Source organism: Streptomyces maremycinicus (assembly GCF_001184025.1).
In the GTDB taxonomy this organism is placed as follows: Bacteria; Actinomycetota; Actinomycetes; order Streptomycetales; family Streptomycetaceae; genus Streptomyces; species Streptomyces maremycinicus.
In genome coordinates this window covers 13,495-29,141 of record NZ_BBYG01000016.1, presented here as the reverse complement: position 1 = coordinate 29,141, position 15,647 = coordinate 13,495, and the positions used below count along the sequence as shown (strand labels likewise).

Below are 15,647 nucleotides of genomic sequence, written 5' to 3'. Positions count from 1 at the left end.
CAGACCGAGGACCTAGTCTGTGCACCGTGACTTCGCCTGCCTCGACGGACCGTGTTCCGCCCCAGCTCAGCGCGGCGCCGCGTCCCGCACCGGGTCCGGCCGCCGACGAGGGGCTGGCGCGGCGGCTGCGCGCGCTCGCCTGCACCGCGCCGATCCACGACCTCGACGCCCGCAAGGCCAACCTCGCCGGTGAGTACTCGGTCTACGGCATGGCGGAGATCGCCCTCGCCGCCATCGACCTCGTCACGCTCAACATGGACTTCGACACCGGCGCCGACCACGACCAGATAGTGGCCCGCCTGATGCCGCGCATCGCCGCCCAGGCCCCGCGCCGGCCCGTCGCCGAGCACGAGCGGGTGGCCCGCTGGGTCCTGGAGAACCTGATCAACGTCGGCAGCGTCGACCGCGGCTTCCGCGCCGCGTACGGCACCTTCGCGCCGGACGGCACGTATGTGCGCCGCGACTACGACTTCAAGCTGATCGAAGAGGTCCCCGGCCACGGCGGCGTGGTCTACCTCCGCACCACGGACGAGGCGGTCAACGTCCTCGTCGGCGCGCTCGACACCGACGTCACCAGCGCGCAGATCGCCGCCGAGGTCAAGCTCGAGGTGCTCGTCCGGCGCGGCCGTCTCGCCGACGCCCAGCTGGCCGCCGAACAGGCCCGCTACCGCACCGTGCAGTACTCGGAGACGCTGCGCCGCGCCTTGGAGGCGACCCGGCGCAACGTCCGCGCGGTGGACTGGCTCAACGCCGTGCCCGACATGATCGCCGAGGCCCTCGACCACGTCGCCGACCGCTACCGCCACGAGAACGCGATCCTCACCAACATCCGCAAGGCCCGGGACGAGATCGAGGACGCGGAGAACAAGCGGCGGGCCGCCGAGCTCGTCGACATCGTGAAGGACTGCATCCGCCGTCACACCCAACTCCAGTCCCGGCTGCTGGAGGCCGGACCGCTGTTCCGCGCCGAGCAGGACCGACAGGCCTTCGCCACGCCCATGACCTCGTCGGGCATAGACCTCTACGGGCACCTCGTCACCCCGGTGCTGCCGCTGCCGCTGGAGCAGGCGGTCCGGGTCACCGACGCGTTCTTCGCCCGCGGGACGGGGCTGCGCACCCCGGTGGCGGTGCGGGTGGGCGATCTCGTCGACCTGCTGCTGACACCGCCGGTGGAGCGCGAGCACCTGGGCGCGGAGATGCCGGAGCCGGACCTCATCGCGACGCCGGACGACAGCCGGTTCAGCGAGGAACAGCTGGCCATGGCCAAGGAGCTGCTCGACCTGCCCGCGGACGCGCCACGACGGCTGTCGGGGCTGCTCGAGGAAGCGCGTGCCAAGGACGGCGAGGAACTGGCCTACCTGGTGGCGCTGCTGGCCGTGCACGCCGCCAGCCCGGCCGTGGGCACCGCCTACCGCCAGGGCGAGGAGAAGCTGCTGTTCGCCGTGGACGACGGCAGGGAACTGGACGACCCGGGTTTCGGCGGGGCCGATCTCATCGTCGGCACCGCCCTGCTGGACGCCGCGGGGATGGCGGCGGACCGCACGGAGGCGGCATGAGCCGGGCCGGGAACCGAGTGGACGAACACCGCGACACCGAGGAGCCGAAGCTGTGACCGAGCACGTCGAGTGGAGCGACACGGAGGCTCCCGCCCCGGCGGTGCACGCCGCCGTCACCCCCGCCGACGCCGCCGACGCGGCGCGGCTCGTCTCCTTCGGACTGCTGCCCAAGCTTCAGCCCGCGCGGGACCAGGAGTACGCGGAGCTGCTGCGCCGCTACCGGGAGGACCCGGCGTTCGCGCGGCTCGCCGACGCCGTGGCCGCCGGACTCGGGCTGATCGTGCTGGAGGTGTCCCCGCGCGCGGGGATGGCGGTGACCGCCGCCGAGGACTCGGTGTTCGCCGTACGGATGGGGGACTACGCGCGTCGTACGTCCGCCGACGGCGGCGACCGGTTCCTGCACGGCCTCGCGCACCTCTCGGTCGCCGCGATGGCGTTCCCCCGGCCCGAGGACCTGGCCGACGACGGCTACATCGGCCGGGTCAGCGTCAACGGCGTCGACGCCTTCGTGCGCCAGGCCTGCCGTCGGCTGGAGGAGCGGGCGGAGGAACAGGGCGAGAACACCGACCCCGCCTCCGACGCGCCCGGCCTGGAGGCCGCCTGGCGGATCTGGGCCAGACGCAGCGCCACCGGCGCCACCAAGGACGCGCGCAGACTCGCCGGTTCGACGACCGGCATCGTCGGCAAGGCCGTCGCGTTCCTCACCGACTCCGGGTTCCTCCAGCGGACCGGTGACGACGGCGGCGGCACCTACCGGACGACCGCGCGCTACCAGCTCCAGGTGCGTGACATGGCGGGTGGTGCGGCCATGGCCGAGCTGCTGGAACTGGGCGTCGTCCCGGTCACCGACGGCTCGCCGACGCTGCTGCCCGCCGAGGAGACCGACGACCTGGACCTGGTGGCCGACGCCGGCCTGCCGTTCCACTCCTGAAGCGCCTCACCCCCCGATCTGCCGAAGACTTACGAGAGTCCGCCATGTACGAGTTGTCCCGGGTCCGCCTCTACTCCATCGGGCCGGCCGGTGCGCGCTACGCCGACACCGTGCTCGACCTGCGGGGCGTGGGCGACATCGTGCCCGACCCCGCCCCCGCGCAGGCGGAGTTCTTCGAGGAGGAGCCCGTCGGCCCGCCGCGCCGGCCGGCCCCCGCGGGCGTGCTCTTCCTGGAGAACGGCGGCGGCAAGTCCGTCCTGCTGAAGCTGATCTTCTCGGTGATGCTGCCGGGCCACCGCAACACCCTCGGCGGCGCCAGCTCCGGCGTGCTGCGGAAGTTCCTGCTCGCCGACGACTGCGGACACGTGGCGCTGGAGTGGCAGCACGTGCTGACCGGCGAGTGCGTCGTCGTCGGCAAGGTGAGCGAGTGGCGCGGGCGGCAGGTGTCCAACGATCCGCGGAAGTTCGCGGAGGCCTGGTACTCCTTCCGGCCCGGACCCGGGCTGAGCCTGGACAACCTCCCGGTCGCCGAGTCCACCGCCGTACGCCGGGCCGTCGAGGGCGCTTCCGGCGCACAGGGGCGGCGGCGCACCATGAAGGGCTTCCGGGACGCCCTCACCGAGGCCGGGAAGGCGTATCCGCACCTGGAGGTGCACTGGGAGGAGATCCACGACCGGTGGATCGAGCACCTCGGTGAGCTGGGCCTGGACCCCGAACTCTTCCGCTACCAGCGGGAGATGAACGCCGACGAGGGTGAGGCCGCCGGCCTCTTCGCGGTCAAGAAGGACTCCGACTTCACCGACCTGCTGCTGCGCGCGGTGACCGACACCCGGGACACCGACGGGCTCGCCGACCTGGTCAGCGGCTTCGGCAACAAGCTGGGCCGCCGCGCCGAGCTGATCGCCGAACGGGACTTCACCGCCGGTTCGGTGGACCTGCTCGGCCGGATCGTGGAGGCCGCCGAGGCGCGGGCACGCGCGCGTGACATCCACGCCGGCGCCGAGCGCCGTACCCGCGCGCTGGCCCGGCGGCTGTCCGCGCGGGCCCAGCGGGAGAAGGCGCGGGCCGGCGATCTCGCCCAGCGGGTCACCGCCGCCGCCTACGCCGTCACGCACTCCGAGAGCGCGCGGGAGCGCAGCGCGCTGATCGCCGCCGAACTCGCTTTCCGCCACGCCTCGTTGGCACTCGCCGGCGCCGAGAAATCCGCAGCGGCGCAGAAGCGCGAGCTCGCCGACGCCCGCACCCTGCACTCCGCCTGGCAGGCCGCCGAGGTCGTGCTGCGCCACCGCGCCGCCGCCGACCGGGTCGCGCGCGTCTCCGCCGCGATCCAGGAGGCCGAACGCGACGCCGCCCCCGCGCTCGCCGCCCGCGCCCTGGCCGCCGTCGACCTCGTACGGGCCCTGCACGCGGCCGCCGAGAACGCCGAGACCCTCGCCGACGAGGAGGAGGAACGCTCGGCGGCGCTCCAGGAGGTCGGTGAATCCGCGCACCGGGACGCGACGTCCGCCGCCACCGACGCCCAGCGCGCCCGCAGCGAGGTCGGCCACCTGCGCCAGCGCCTGTCCGAGGTCGAGCAGGAGACCGCCGAGGCCGTACGCGCGGGCTGGCTCGACGACAGCGCGCCCGACGCCGACCCCGCCCGCGCGGCCCTCGCCGCCAGCGACGCCGAGAAGAGCGCCGTGGCCGCCTGGGACGCCGCGCGCGACGCCTCGCGCAGGGCCGCCGAGCACGCGCGCGAGGCCGCCTCCGCGGAGTCCCGCGCCGAGCTGACCGCCGCCCGGGCCGCCGACGCCGGGACGGCCGCACAGCGCTCCTACGAGGCCGAACGGCGGCTCGCCGAGTCCCTGGCCGGTGAGGAACGGCTCGCGGAGCTGCTCGGGCTGACCGGCGGCGGAACCCGCCCGCGGATCCCGCAGCCACGGCAGAACGCCGAGCCGGACGACGACTCCCTGCTGACGCCCGAGGATCTGGACCGCTGCGCCGACGAGCTGCGCGACCTCCTCGACGACGCCGTCTCCTCCGCCGAACGACAGCTCTTCGAGTTGCGGACCGCGGCCGCCGACGACTCCCGCATCCTCGGCGCGCTCGGTGACGGAGGCCTGCTGCCGCCCGGCCCGGACGTGCTGGCCACCGTCGAGTTCCTCGGTGAGCACGGCATCCCCGCCCTGCCCGGCTGGCGCTACCTCGCGCAGGCCGTGGACCCCGTCGACCACGCGCGCGTGCTCGCCGCCCGGCCCGAACTGGTCGACGGCGTGATCATCACCGACCCCGCCTCGCACGCCCGCGCGCGCGAGGTGCTCGGCGACGCCGCGCTGCTGCCCCGGTCGGCCGTCGCCGTCGGCACGGCCGCGGCCCTGCTGGCCCCGACCCCGGCGGCCGACGAGCGAAGCGGTGACGTCTTCCTCGTCCCGCCGAACCCCGCCATGCACGACGAGCACGCCGCCGACGAGGAACGGCAGGCGCTGCGCGCCCGGGCGACCGAACGGGACGACGACATCCGCCGGCTCGCGGCGCGGCTCGGCAAGGACCGGGAGCTGGCCGCCCGGCTGGCGTCCTGGCGCACCGGCTGTCCCGCCGGGCGGCTCATCGAGCTGGCGCGGTCCGCGGAAGAGGCGCGCGCGTTCGCCGAGGAGTCCGAGGCCGAGTTGTCCGAGGCGCGGACCGCGCGCGCGGAGGCCGAGGAGATCGCCGCCGAGGCGGCCCGGCTGCGCGACGAGCGCCAGGAGGTCGCGCAGAAGGCCCGGCGGGCGGCCGACGCCCTGGCCGGGCTCGCCTTCCGGCTGCGGGAGCGGGCCGGTTGGCAGGTCAAGGTGCGTGAACTCGCCGACGAGGCCGCCGAGTCGGAGGCCCGCGCCCAGGCCTGCCTGGAGCGTGCCCGCGCCGCCGACGAGGACCGGCGCGGCGCCCAGCGCGCCGCCGACGACGCCCGCCGCACCGCCCGGGCGCTGCGCGCCGAGCGCGCCGAGATCGCCGGCGCCCCCGACGACGTACCGCAGGGCGGGGCGGACGCGTCCCAGGCGTCCCTGCCCGCCCTCCGCGAGGCATACCGGGCGGCGTCCCAGCTGTACGAGCAGGTCGGCGTCGGCGCGGACCTGCGGGCCGAGCAGGCCCGCGCGGAGAGCGACGAGAGCGGCGCCCGCACCGAGTTGGACCGGCTCAGCAACAAGGTCCGTACCCGGGCGGAGCAGTTGCTCCAGTCGCCCGACGGCTCCGACGGGCCGTCCCGGCAGTCCGCGGCAGCGCGCGCGGAGGAGCTGGTGCAGCTCCTGGAGACCCGGATGTCCACCGCGAGCGAGCAGCTCGGGCGGCTGCGCGGTGAGGCCGAGCGGCACGCCCCCGAGGACGGCGAGGCGCACACCGAGCTGCCCGAGGAGCTCCAGCCGCGCGACGCCGAGCACGCCCAGGCCCTGCTGCGCACCGCCACGGCCGAACTCGCCGCCCGCTCCGAGGCGTTGCACGAGTCCCGCGAGGCCCACGCCGAACTGCTGGCAGGCCACCGCGCCGCCGAGGACGCGGTCGGCGGCTTCGAGGAGACCGCCGCGATGCTTCGGGACCTGCTGCGCGAACACACCCCCGACGAGGAGCAGGAGGAGCCGGAGCCCTACCCCGGCACCCTGGAGGAGGCCCGCCGGTCGGCCGCCGAGACACGCCGCTCGCTGCGCGGCTGCGCCGCCGACCTGTCCGCGGCCGAGTCCGCCGTCCGCGAGGCCAGTGACATCCTGGTCCGGCACGCCAACTCCACGCGCTACGAGCAGGTGCGCACCCCGGCCCGCCAGCAGATCCGTGAGCTGCCCGCCTCGGCGCTTCCCGAGCACGCGCAGAAGTGGGCGAACGCCTTCGCGCCCCGGCTGCGGGTCCTGACGGACGAGTTGGAGCAGTTGGAACGCAACAGGGACTCGATCGTGGACCGGCTGCGCGGGCTCGTCGAGTCCGCGCTCGCCACCCTGCGCTCGGCCCAGCGGCTCTCCCGGCTGCCCGAGGGGCTCGGTGAGTGGTCCGGCCAGGAGTTCCTGCGCATCCGCTTCGAGGAGCCCGACCAGAGCACCCTCACCGAGCGGCTCGGCGAGGTCATCGACGAGGCGACCCGGGCAGCCGTCAAGAAGAACTCCGACCTGCGGCGCGACGGCATGTCGCTGCTGCTGCGCGGGGTCGGCGCGGCCCTCCAGCCCAAGGGCATCGCCGTCGAGATCCTCAAGCCGGACGCCGTACTGCGCGCCGAGCGGGTGCCCGTCGGCCAGATGGGCGACGTGTTCTCCGGCGGCCAGCTGCTCACCGCCGCCATCGCCCTGTACTGCACGATGGCCGCGCTCAGGAGCAACGACCGGGGCCGGGACAAGCACCGGTACGCCGGCACGCTGTTCCTCGACAATCCCATCGGGCGGGCCAACGCGACCTATCTGCTGGAACTCCAGCGGGCCGTCTCGGACGCCCTCGGGGTGCAGCTCCTGTACACCACCGGTCTGTTCGACACGACGGCGCTCGCGGAGTTCCCGCTCGTCATCCGGCTGCGCAATGACGCCGACCTGCGGGCGGGCCTGAAGTACATCAGCGTCGAGGAGCACCTCCGGCCGGGTCTGCCGCAGCAGGCCACGGCCGGCGAGGACGAAGCGGTGCAGGTGCGCAGCGAGATCACGGCCACCCGGATGTACAAACGGCCGGCGCCGAACGCCGGTTGACCAGTCGCCCGCCAGGCGTGCGCCTCGGGCACGCCGAAGCGGGCGGCGCGTTCCGCGAAGCACGGGGCGACCGCGGACCGGCTCCGCCGGCGCCCACCGCGTGAACGGACGCGGCCCGGCCGGGGACTGTCAGAGCTCCCCGGCCGGGCCGCGCCCATCACCTCAGGAGTGGGACAGCTGCCCGGTCCCGCCCTGCCTGCGTATCCGCTCCTGCGCGCGCTCGGCGGCCTGCGCCTGCCGGTGCGCCCTGCGGCGCTCACGCCGCAGGGAACGCGCGGTGCTGCTGGGCGTCGACACCACGCCGTTGCGCTGGTTCCACACCTGCCGGGTCACCCAGACGTCCAGTGCGCCCCAGGTCGCCAGCACCGTGCTGACCACGCTGCTGATCACCATGGGGAACGCCAGCCAGGACCCGGCCAGGGTGCACAGGAAGGCCACCATCGCCTGTACCAGGGTCGCCGCGATGACCAGTACCGCGCGCACCGCCGCCGTACGCACCGGGTCGGGCATCCGCCGGCGCCTCGCGGGCTCCTCCACCCACAACGGGCGGTAGACCGTCTGCGACGGCGCCTTCGTGGACCGGGCCCGCGCGGGCCGGGTCTTCGCGGACGCACCGCGCCCGGTCGCACCACCCCCGTCGGCCGGGCTGTCGTTCCGCTCCGCTCTCACCTGTCCGTTCGCCGGACGGTCGTGATCCGATACCTCCGGATCCCGCAGTGCCGTACCACCTGCCGCCGCGCTCTCCTCGGGCGCCTCACGCCGCTCCGCCGTGCCCATCACTGTGTTCACTCCCCACCGCCAGCAGACCGCTCGCCTCCGGGTCGAAAGACCCGGCTCCCCAGTGGCTGCCCGGCTTGCGCTGTTTTACGCCGCCCAGGTGCGGCAAACGGCTCGTGTGGCCGATTCCGCACCCAATTCCCAAGGAGTAGGACGAACGACATGCCCTGAAGATTCCCCTGTTGCGAAAAATTCTGGCCAACTCGCGTGCAGAGCCGACCGGATCCGGCCGGGTCGGGAGGATCGGATCCGGGGCGGCAATCTCCCGTAATGACGTGACAACACACCATGTCTCGCCCTCAGGGCGGAAGTTCAGCTTCCGGACACGTCTTCGAGTTCACGGCGCGTCGGTAGTAGGCTCGCGCCGTTTGTTGACGCACATGCGTACCCCCTGCCGGTGGGGGTTCGAGCTGGGGGAGTCCATGCGCTTTCGCGGGAAGTCGATCCGCCGGAAGATCGTGGCGCTGCTTCTCGTGCCATTGGTGTCCCTGACCGCCGTCTGGGGCTTCGCCACGGTACTCACGGGACGCGAGGCCAGCCGCCTGTTCACCGTGTCGTCCCTCGTGGAGAAGGTCAGCTATCCGATCGAGGACACCGTCCGCGTCGTCCAGCAGGAACGCCGCCAGACCCTCGTGTACCTCGCCGACCCCCGGGCCTCCGAAGCGCCGGCCGCGCTGCGCCGCACCCGGACCGCCACCGACCAGGCACTCGCCGAGATCCGCGGGAACGCCGACGATCCCGACGTCCGTGACGTCCTGGACCAGGACGACGGCGAAGGCCTGACCGCGGTGCTCGACGCCTTCGACGGCGTCGACTCGCTGCGCCGGAGCGTCGACGACGGCACCGTGACCCGAGCGCAGGCGCTCGCCCTCTACACCCAGCTGATCGAGCCCTGCTACTCCCTGCTGGCCAAGCTGGACGTCGTCGACAGCGTGGAGATGGACAAGCAGTACCGCGCGCTCGTCAGCGTCGCCCGCGCCCGCGAACTCCTCTCCCAGGAGGACGCGCTGCTCGGCTCCGCCCTGGTGGTGGGCCGGCTCACCCGCGAGGAGATCCGCGACGTCTCCGACCTCGAGGCCCAGCGGGAAGTGGTCTACGACGTCAGCCTCGCCCAACTGCCCACGGCGGAACGCGAACGCTACGAGAGCTTCTGGAAGAACGCCACCACCGCCCCGCTGCGGACCGCCGAACAGGTCGTCGTCGGCGCCACGCCCGGTGAGATGCCCCGGGGCGTCAGCGCCAAGACCTGGGACACGGCGGCCGGAAACGTCCTCCTCGAACTCGGCACCCTGGACGAGCAGGCCAACGACCGCTACCAGGACCGGGTCCGCCCGGTCGCGATCGAGGTCATCGTCCAGGCGGTCGTCGCCGGAGTCTTCGGACTCGTCGCCCTGCTGGTCTCCCTGTTCCTGTCGGTACGCGTGGGCCGAGGCCTCATCCGCGACCTGCGCCAGCTCCGGCTGGAGGCCCACGAGGCGTCCGGTGTGCGGCTGCCGAGCGTGATGCGCCGCCTGTCGGCCGGTGAACAGGTCGACGTGGAGACCGAGGTGCCGCGGCTGGAGTACGACAAGAACGAGATGGGGGAGGTCGGCCAGGCCCTCAACACCCTCCAGCGCGCCGCGGTCGAGGCCGCCGTCAAACAGGCCGAACTGCGGTCCGGCGTCTCCGAGGTGTTCGTCAACCTGGCCCGCCGCAGCCAGGTCCTGCTGCACAAGCAGCTGACCCTGCTCGACACCATGGAGCGCCGCACCGAGGACACCGAGGAACTCGCCGACCTCTTCCGCCTCGACCACCTCACCACCCGCATGCGTCGGCACGCCGAGGGTCTCGTGATCCTCTCCGGTGCCGCCCCGTCCCGGCAGTGGCGCAGGCCGGTGCAGCTCATGGACATCGTCCGCGCCGCCGTCGCCGAGGTCGAGGACTACGAGCGCATCGAGGTCCGCCGGCTGCCGCGTCTCGCGGCCACCGGCCCGGCCGTCGCCGACCTCACCCACCTGGTGGCCGAACTCCTGGAGAACGCCACGGTGTTCTCCCCGCCGCACACCGCCGTCCAGGTGTTCGGCGACCGGGTCGCCAACGGCTTCACCCTCGAGATCCACGACCGCGGCCTCGGCATGGCCCCCGAGGCCCTCCTGGAGGCCAACCTCCGGCTCGCCGAGACACCGGAGTTCGAGCTCTCCGACACCGACCGCCTCGGACTGTTCGTGGTCAGCCGGCTCGCCCAGCGGCAGAACGTCCGCGTCTCGTTGCAGCCCTCGCCGTACGGCGGGACGACGGCCATCGTCTTCATCCCCGACGCGCTGCTCACCGACGACGTCCCCGACACCAACGGCATCGGCTTCCGGCTCGACCGCCCCCGGCCCGCGAAGGAGGCGGACTCCGCGGAGACCCGCAGGACCGCCCTCTCCCCGGCCTCGATGCAGCTTCCCGGAGTGCCGGCCTCGATGCTCGACGGCCCGGTCGAACTGGAGGCCCCCGTCGACCTGGACGCCCTCGGCGACTTCCCGGCCGCCCTGGACGAGGACGACGACGGCGGTGCCCTGTTCCGCCCGCGACGCTCCCTCACCCGCGCCGAGGACGAGCCGGCCGCGCAGGCCCCCGACCAGCACCACCGCCTGTCCGACGGCCCCGGCGCGCCCCTGGGGCCGCTCGCCGACGACCCGGCCGGTCCCGTACCGCCGCCGTCCGGGCGCCGCGTGCCCAAGCTGGTCAGTTCGCACGGCCGCCCGGTCCCGGAGCAGCGGTCCCGCCGCGCCGAGACCGACACCGAGCCCCCGGCCAGGCCCGGCCCCCGGCGCGTGGAGGGCGACGGCCCGGCGCCCCTGCCGACGCGCCGCCGCGGCATGACGGCCCAGATCCCCCGCGGCGGTGGCACGCCCGACCGCCCCGCACAGCCGGAACGCCCCGCACAGCCCGAACGCCCCGCACAGCCGGAACGCCCCGGCCCCGGAGCGTCGGAGCCCGGCCGGCCCCCCGCCCTGCCGCAGCGCACGCGGCAGACCGCGGCCCGGACCGGCGAACCGGCGTCCGGCGACCCGGCGTCCGGCGGGACGGAATCCCGCGGGACGGGTGGCGGCGGCTCCGACCGGATCCGCGGCCGCGGGCGAGGCGTCGGCCCGGCGGGCGACGCCGGGTACCAGGGAACCGCGTCCCAGGACGGCGGCCCCGGCACGGGAGCGCTGCCCCGCCGGGTGCGGCAGGCCAACCTGGCCCCGCAGCTGCGGCAGGGTCCGGCCCCGCGCACCGAGGACCGGGCCGACCCCGCGGACCGGGACGCCGACGAAGTACGCAGCCGTATGGCCTCGCTCCAGCGCGGCTGGCAGCGGGGCCGTGTAGAGAACGCCGCGGGCGACGACGCCCACAGCGGCGCGGCACCACAAGGAACGAACAAGGGGGACGGTCGATGACCGCACCGAAGGCGACCGGCCACAGCACCACCAGCAACGGCGAGCTGAACTGGCTCCTCGACGAACTCGTCGACCGCGTCGCCAGCATCCGCAAGGCCGTCGTCCTGTCCGGCGACGGCCTGGCGACCGGGGTGTCGAGGGACCTGAGCCGGGAGGACAGCGAGCACCTGGCCGCCGTCGCCTCCGGCTTCCACAGCCTCGCCAAGGGCGTCGGCCGGCACTTCGAGGCCGGCAGCGTCCGCCAGACCGTCGTCGAACTCGACGACGCCTTCCTGTTCGTCACGGCCGCGGGTGACGGCAGCTGCCTCGCCGTCCTCTCGGACGCGGACTCGGACGTGGGGCTCGTGGCCTACGAGATGACGCTCCTCGTCAAGCGGGTCGGCGTGCATCTGGCTACCACCCCACGCACCGATCTGCCCTCCGGCGGGTAGTGGGACGGCATGAGCACAGACGGTCAGGGAACAGGTCACTGGTTCGACGACGACGCCGGACCGGTCGTCCGCCCGTACGCCATGACGCGCGGCCGCACCACCAGTGCGGTCCAGCACCGTCTCGATCTGATCGCGCTGGTCGTCGCCGAGCCCCACGCCGAGGACGCGGACACGGATCCGTCGCTGTCCCCGGAGCACCTGGACATCGTGGATCTGTGCCGGCAGGCGCCGCAGTCGGTCGCCGAACTCGCCGCCGAACTCGATCTGCCCATCGGCGTCGTACGGGTCCTCGTCGGCGACCTCGTCGACGAGGAGTTCGTCCATGTGAACCGGCCGGTACCGCCTGCCGAACTGCCGGACGAGAGTATTCTGCGCGACGTGATCAACGGCCTCCGAGCGCTGTGAACAGCGCGGAGGCGAGGCGAGGACGCGATCGGTCGGCGGTTTCCCGCGCTGACGTGCGGACCGCCGCCGGAGAACCCCCAGTCAAGCCATCAAGCAGGAGAAGAGACCGATGATCTTCGGGCGATCTGAGCGTGGCAAGCCCCCGGTGGAGCCCGTCACGCTCAAGATCCTGGTGGCCGGCGGCTTCGGCGTGGGCAAGACCACCCTGGTCGGGGCGGTCAGCGAGATCAAGCCGCTGCGCACGGAGGAGTACCTCACCGAAGCGGGCCGCCCGGTCGACGACACGACCGGTGTCGAGGCCAAGCACACCACCACCGTCGCCATGGACTTCGGGCGGATCACCCTGCGCGAGGACCTGGTGCTCTACCTCTTCGGGACGCCCGGCCAGGAGCGGTTCTGGTTCATGTGGGACGAACTCTCCGAGGGCGCGCTCGGGGCCGTCGTACTCGCCGACACCCGTCGGCTCGAGGACTGCTTCGCCGCCGTCGACTACTTCGAGCGGCGCTCCATACCCTTCCTGATCGCCGTCAACTGCTTCGAGGGCGCGGCCCGTTACCCCGAGGAGGACGTCCGCGGCGCGCTGGACCTCGACGACGACATCCCCGTCGTCCTGTGCGACGCCCGCGACCGCCTCTCCGTGCGGGACGTACTGGTCGGCGTGGTGCAGCACGCGATGGACTTCGGCGCCGAACGCCGCCAGGCGATCACCACCTGAGCCGCCCGCACGGCCCGCACGGCACGCACGTCCAGCAAGGCCCGCACGTCCCTCAATGTCCGCACGGCCCGCGGCCCCGCCGACCGGGGCACGGGCCGTGGGCCGGGAGGCACGCACGTGGCGCACGCGTACCGACCCGCGTATCAACCCCCTTACTGGCCCTCGCCGTCCTCCAGCCAGCCGAAGCTCTTCTCCACTGCCTTGCGCCAGTTGTGGAACTCCCGGTCCCGCACGGACGCCTCCATCGCCGGGATCCACTCGGCGTCCTTGCGCCAGTGCGCGCCGAGCTCGTCGAGGTCGTTCCACACACCGACGGCGAGCCCCGCGGCGTAGGCCGCGCCCAGACAGGTCGTCTCGGAGACCCGGGGCCGGATCACGGGCACGCCGAGCACGTCCGCCTGATGCTGCATCAGCAGGTTGTTCTTGGTCATGCCCCCGTCCACCTTCAGGCTGGTGATCCGGACCCCGGAGTCCTGGTACATGGCGTCCACGACCTCGCGCGTCTGCCAGCTCGTCGCCTCGAGCACCGCACGCGCGAGATGCCCCTTCGTGACGTAGCGGGTGAGACCGGTGACGACCCCGCGCGCGTCGGAGCGCCAGTACGGCGCGAACAGCCCCGAGAAGGCGGGCACGATGTAGGCGCCGCCGTTGTCGTCGACGCTCGCCGCCAGGCTCTCGATCTCGTCGGCCGTACGGATGATGCCGAGCTGGTCCCGGAACCACTGCACGAGCGCGCCGGTGACGGCGATCGACCCCTCCAGGCAGTAGACGGGCGCCTCACCGCCGATCTTGTAGCCCATCGTGGTCAGCAGCCCGCTCTTGGACGGCACCGGCCGGTTGCCGGTGTTGAGCAGCAGGAAACTGCCCGTCCCGTACGTGTTCTTCGCCGTGCCCACCTCGTAGCAGGCCTGGCCGAACACCGCCGCCTGCTGGTCGCCCAGCGCCGAGGCGACCGGCACACCGCCGAGCTGGCCCACGGCCGTGCCGTACACCTCGGCGGAGGACCTGATCTCCGGCAGCACCGCCTCGGGTATGTCCATCGCGGACAGGATCGACGGGTCCCACTGGAGGGTCTCCAGGTTCATCAGCATGGTGCGCCCGGCGTTGGTGACGTCCGTGACGTGCCGGCCGCCCTCGGTGCCGCCGGTGAGGTTCCAGATGAGCCAGGAGTCGATCGTGCCGAAGGCGATCTCGCCGCGCTCCGCGCGCGCCCTGAGCCCCGGCACGCTGTCGAGCAGCCAGGCGACCTTGGGCCCGGAGAAGTAGCTGGCCAGCGGCAGTCCGGTCTGGTCGCGGAACCGGTCCGGTCCGTCGGATCCGCCCAGCCGGTCGCAGAGCGCCGCGGTGCGGGTGTCCTGCCACACGATCGCGTTGTGCACCGGCTTGCCGGTGGCACGGTCCCACAGGACGGTCGTCTCGCGCTGGTTGGTGATGCCGAGGGCGCTGATCCGGTCGGCGCGCAACCCCGCCTTGGCGATCGCCCCGGCGACCACGGCCTGCACCTTGGACCAGATCTCCGTGGCGTCGTGCTCCACCCAGCCGGGCTTGGGGAAGATCTGACGGTGCTCGCGCTGGTCGACGGCGACGATCGCGCCGTCGCGGTCGAAGACGATGCAGCGGCTGGAGGTGGTGCCCTGGTCGATCGCGGCGACGTACTTCTCGGCGTTGTCGGTCATGGCTACCCCTTGGGCCGGTTCAGAAGGCTTCGTGAATGACTGCCGCTGACGCGGTGCGGCGACGGCGGTGCTGTGGCGGTGCGGCGGCGCTGCGGCGGGCGGACGCCCGTTCAGAAGGCCGCGTTGTAGAGGAGACCCGCGAGCGCTCCGCCGACCAACGGGCCGACGACCGGGATCCAGGCGTAACCCCGGTCCGAGGTGCCCTTGTTCGGGATGGGCAGGAGGCTGTGGACGATGGCGGCCCGAGGTCGCGGGCCGGGTTGATGGCGTAGCCGGTGGGCCTGCCGAGCGAGAGGCCGATGCCGACGACGAGCAGCGAGACGATCAGGACCGTGATTCCGGATTCGCCGAGACCCTCGGTCAGCCCGAAGGCCAGGACCGGCAGGACCAGGGCGATCGTGGCGATGATCTCGGTGATCAGGTTGGCGACCGGATTCCGCATCTCGGGGGTGGTGGAGAAGATGCCCAGCGTGGGCGTCGGCTCCTCGGCCGCGCCTCCGGCACCGTCCTCGCGCGCGACGTTCGCCTGGAACTGCGCGAGGTACACCAGGTACGCGGGGACCGCGCCGAGCACCGCACCGGCCGACTGCCCCAGCAGATACACCCACACCGTGCCCCACTCGCCGGTGTCGACGGCGATTCCGAGGGTCACGGCCGGATTGAGGTGCCCGCCCGACAGCGGGGCGGCGGTGTAGGCGCCGGCCAGCACTCCGAACCCCCAGCCGAAGGCGATCACGATCCATCCCGAGGACCGGGCCTTGGAGTGCCTGAGGGTGACGGCGGCGCAGACTCCCGCGCCGAACAGGATGAGGATCGCGGTACCGATGACCTCGCCGACGAATACGTCTCCGTTGCTCATGGCGGCTCCTGGGCCCGGCCTTGGGCGGATCGACCCCGGTGCTCCGTGCAGGGTGCGTTCCCGTGGCTCCTTGGGCCGGGGCAGGGAGATCCCGCGCCCCGCCCGGCGTCCGTGACGCGCGTGCCGTCGCAGCCGCATCGCCCTCGGGGGAGCGGGCCCTCCCTGGGGAGCCCGCGTGGCGCGTGCCTGGATACGCCGAGAATGTACGGCGATG

General features: G+C 73.4%; 9 protein-coding genes and 1 pseudogene. 7 read left to right on the top strand and 3 right to left on the bottom strand.

Going from position 1 to position 15,647, the window contains the following annotated elements; genetic code table 11:
- Positions 1–26: 26 nt before the first annotated feature.
- From AOQ37_RS23385 to AOQ37_RS23375, 3 genes are read left to right on the top strand one after another with little or no spacing between them, the layout of a single operon-like run.
- Positions 27–1,556, top strand: a complete 1,530-nt coding sequence (locus AOQ37_RS23385; protein ID WP_062646610.1) for a hypothetical protein — start codon at positions 27–29, stop codon at positions 1,554–1,556.
- 52 nt (positions 1,557–1,608) lie between these two features.
- Complete coding sequence (locus AOQ37_RS23380) at positions 1,609–2,487, top strand: hypothetical protein (RefSeq protein ID WP_062646609.1); 879 nt, start codon at positions 1,609–1,611, stop codon at positions 2,485–2,487.
- 44 nt (positions 2,488–2,531) lie between these two features.
- Positions 2,532–7,163 carry a hypothetical protein gene (locus tag AOQ37_RS23375; RefSeq protein ID WP_062646608.1) on the top strand — a complete coding sequence of 1,544 codons (4,632 nt, stop codon included), beginning with the start codon at positions 2,532–2,534 and terminating at the stop codon, positions 7,161–7,163.
- Positions 7,164–7,325: 162 nt separating this feature from the next.
- On the opposite strand, the gene AOQ37_RS23370 is transcribed toward AOQ37_RS23375, so the two are convergent.
- Positions 7,326–7,940, bottom strand: coding sequence for a hypothetical protein (locus AOQ37_RS23370; protein WP_062646607.1), 615 nt, complete (start codon positions 7,938–7,940; stop codon positions 7,326–7,328).
- A gap of 422 nt (positions 7,941–8,362) precedes the next feature.
- Here AOQ37_RS23370 and AOQ37_RS23365 point away from each other — a divergent pair, with 422 nt between their 5' ends.
- The 4 genes from AOQ37_RS23365 (at position 8,363) to AOQ37_RS23350 (ending at position 12,898) form a co-directional block, all read left to right on the top strand.
- Entirely contained in the window at positions 8,363–11,347 is a 2,985-nt protein-coding gene (locus AOQ37_RS23365; RefSeq protein WP_062646606.1) for a nitrate- and nitrite sensing domain-containing protein, read from the top strand.
- Complete coding sequence (locus AOQ37_RS23360; RefSeq protein ID WP_062646605.1) at positions 11,344–11,778, top strand: roadblock/LC7 domain-containing protein; 435 nt, start codon at positions 11,344–11,346, stop codon at positions 11,776–11,778. Before AOQ37_RS23365 ends, AOQ37_RS23360 begins: the two co-directional genes overlap by 4 nt.
- A gap of 9 nt (positions 11,779–11,787) precedes the next feature.
- Positions 11,788–12,183: a DUF742 domain-containing protein gene (locus tag AOQ37_RS23355; protein ID WP_062646604.1), complete on the top strand. Its 396-nt coding sequence runs from the start codon at positions 11,788–11,790 to the stop codon at positions 12,181–12,183.
- 109 nt (positions 12,184–12,292) lie between these two features.
- Positions 12,293–12,898, top strand: a complete 606-nt coding sequence (locus tag AOQ37_RS23350) for a GTP-binding protein (RefSeq protein WP_062646603.1) — start codon at positions 12,293–12,295, stop codon at positions 12,896–12,898.
- Between the two features lie 152 nt (positions 12,899–13,050).
- Here AOQ37_RS23350 and glpK read toward each other — a convergent pair whose 3' ends face one another.
- Positions 13,051–14,574 (bottom strand): glycerol kinase GlpK, encoded by a 1,524-nt coding sequence (glpK, locus tag AOQ37_RS23345; RefSeq protein WP_062646602.1) that lies wholly within the window; start codon positions 14,572–14,574, stop codon positions 13,051–13,053.
- A 110-nt stretch (positions 14,575–14,684) separates the two neighbouring features.
- Positions 14,685–15,433 (bottom strand): annotated as a pseudogene (locus AOQ37_RS23340) (MIP/aquaporin family protein).
- Positions 15,434–15,647 lie beyond the last annotated feature (214 nt).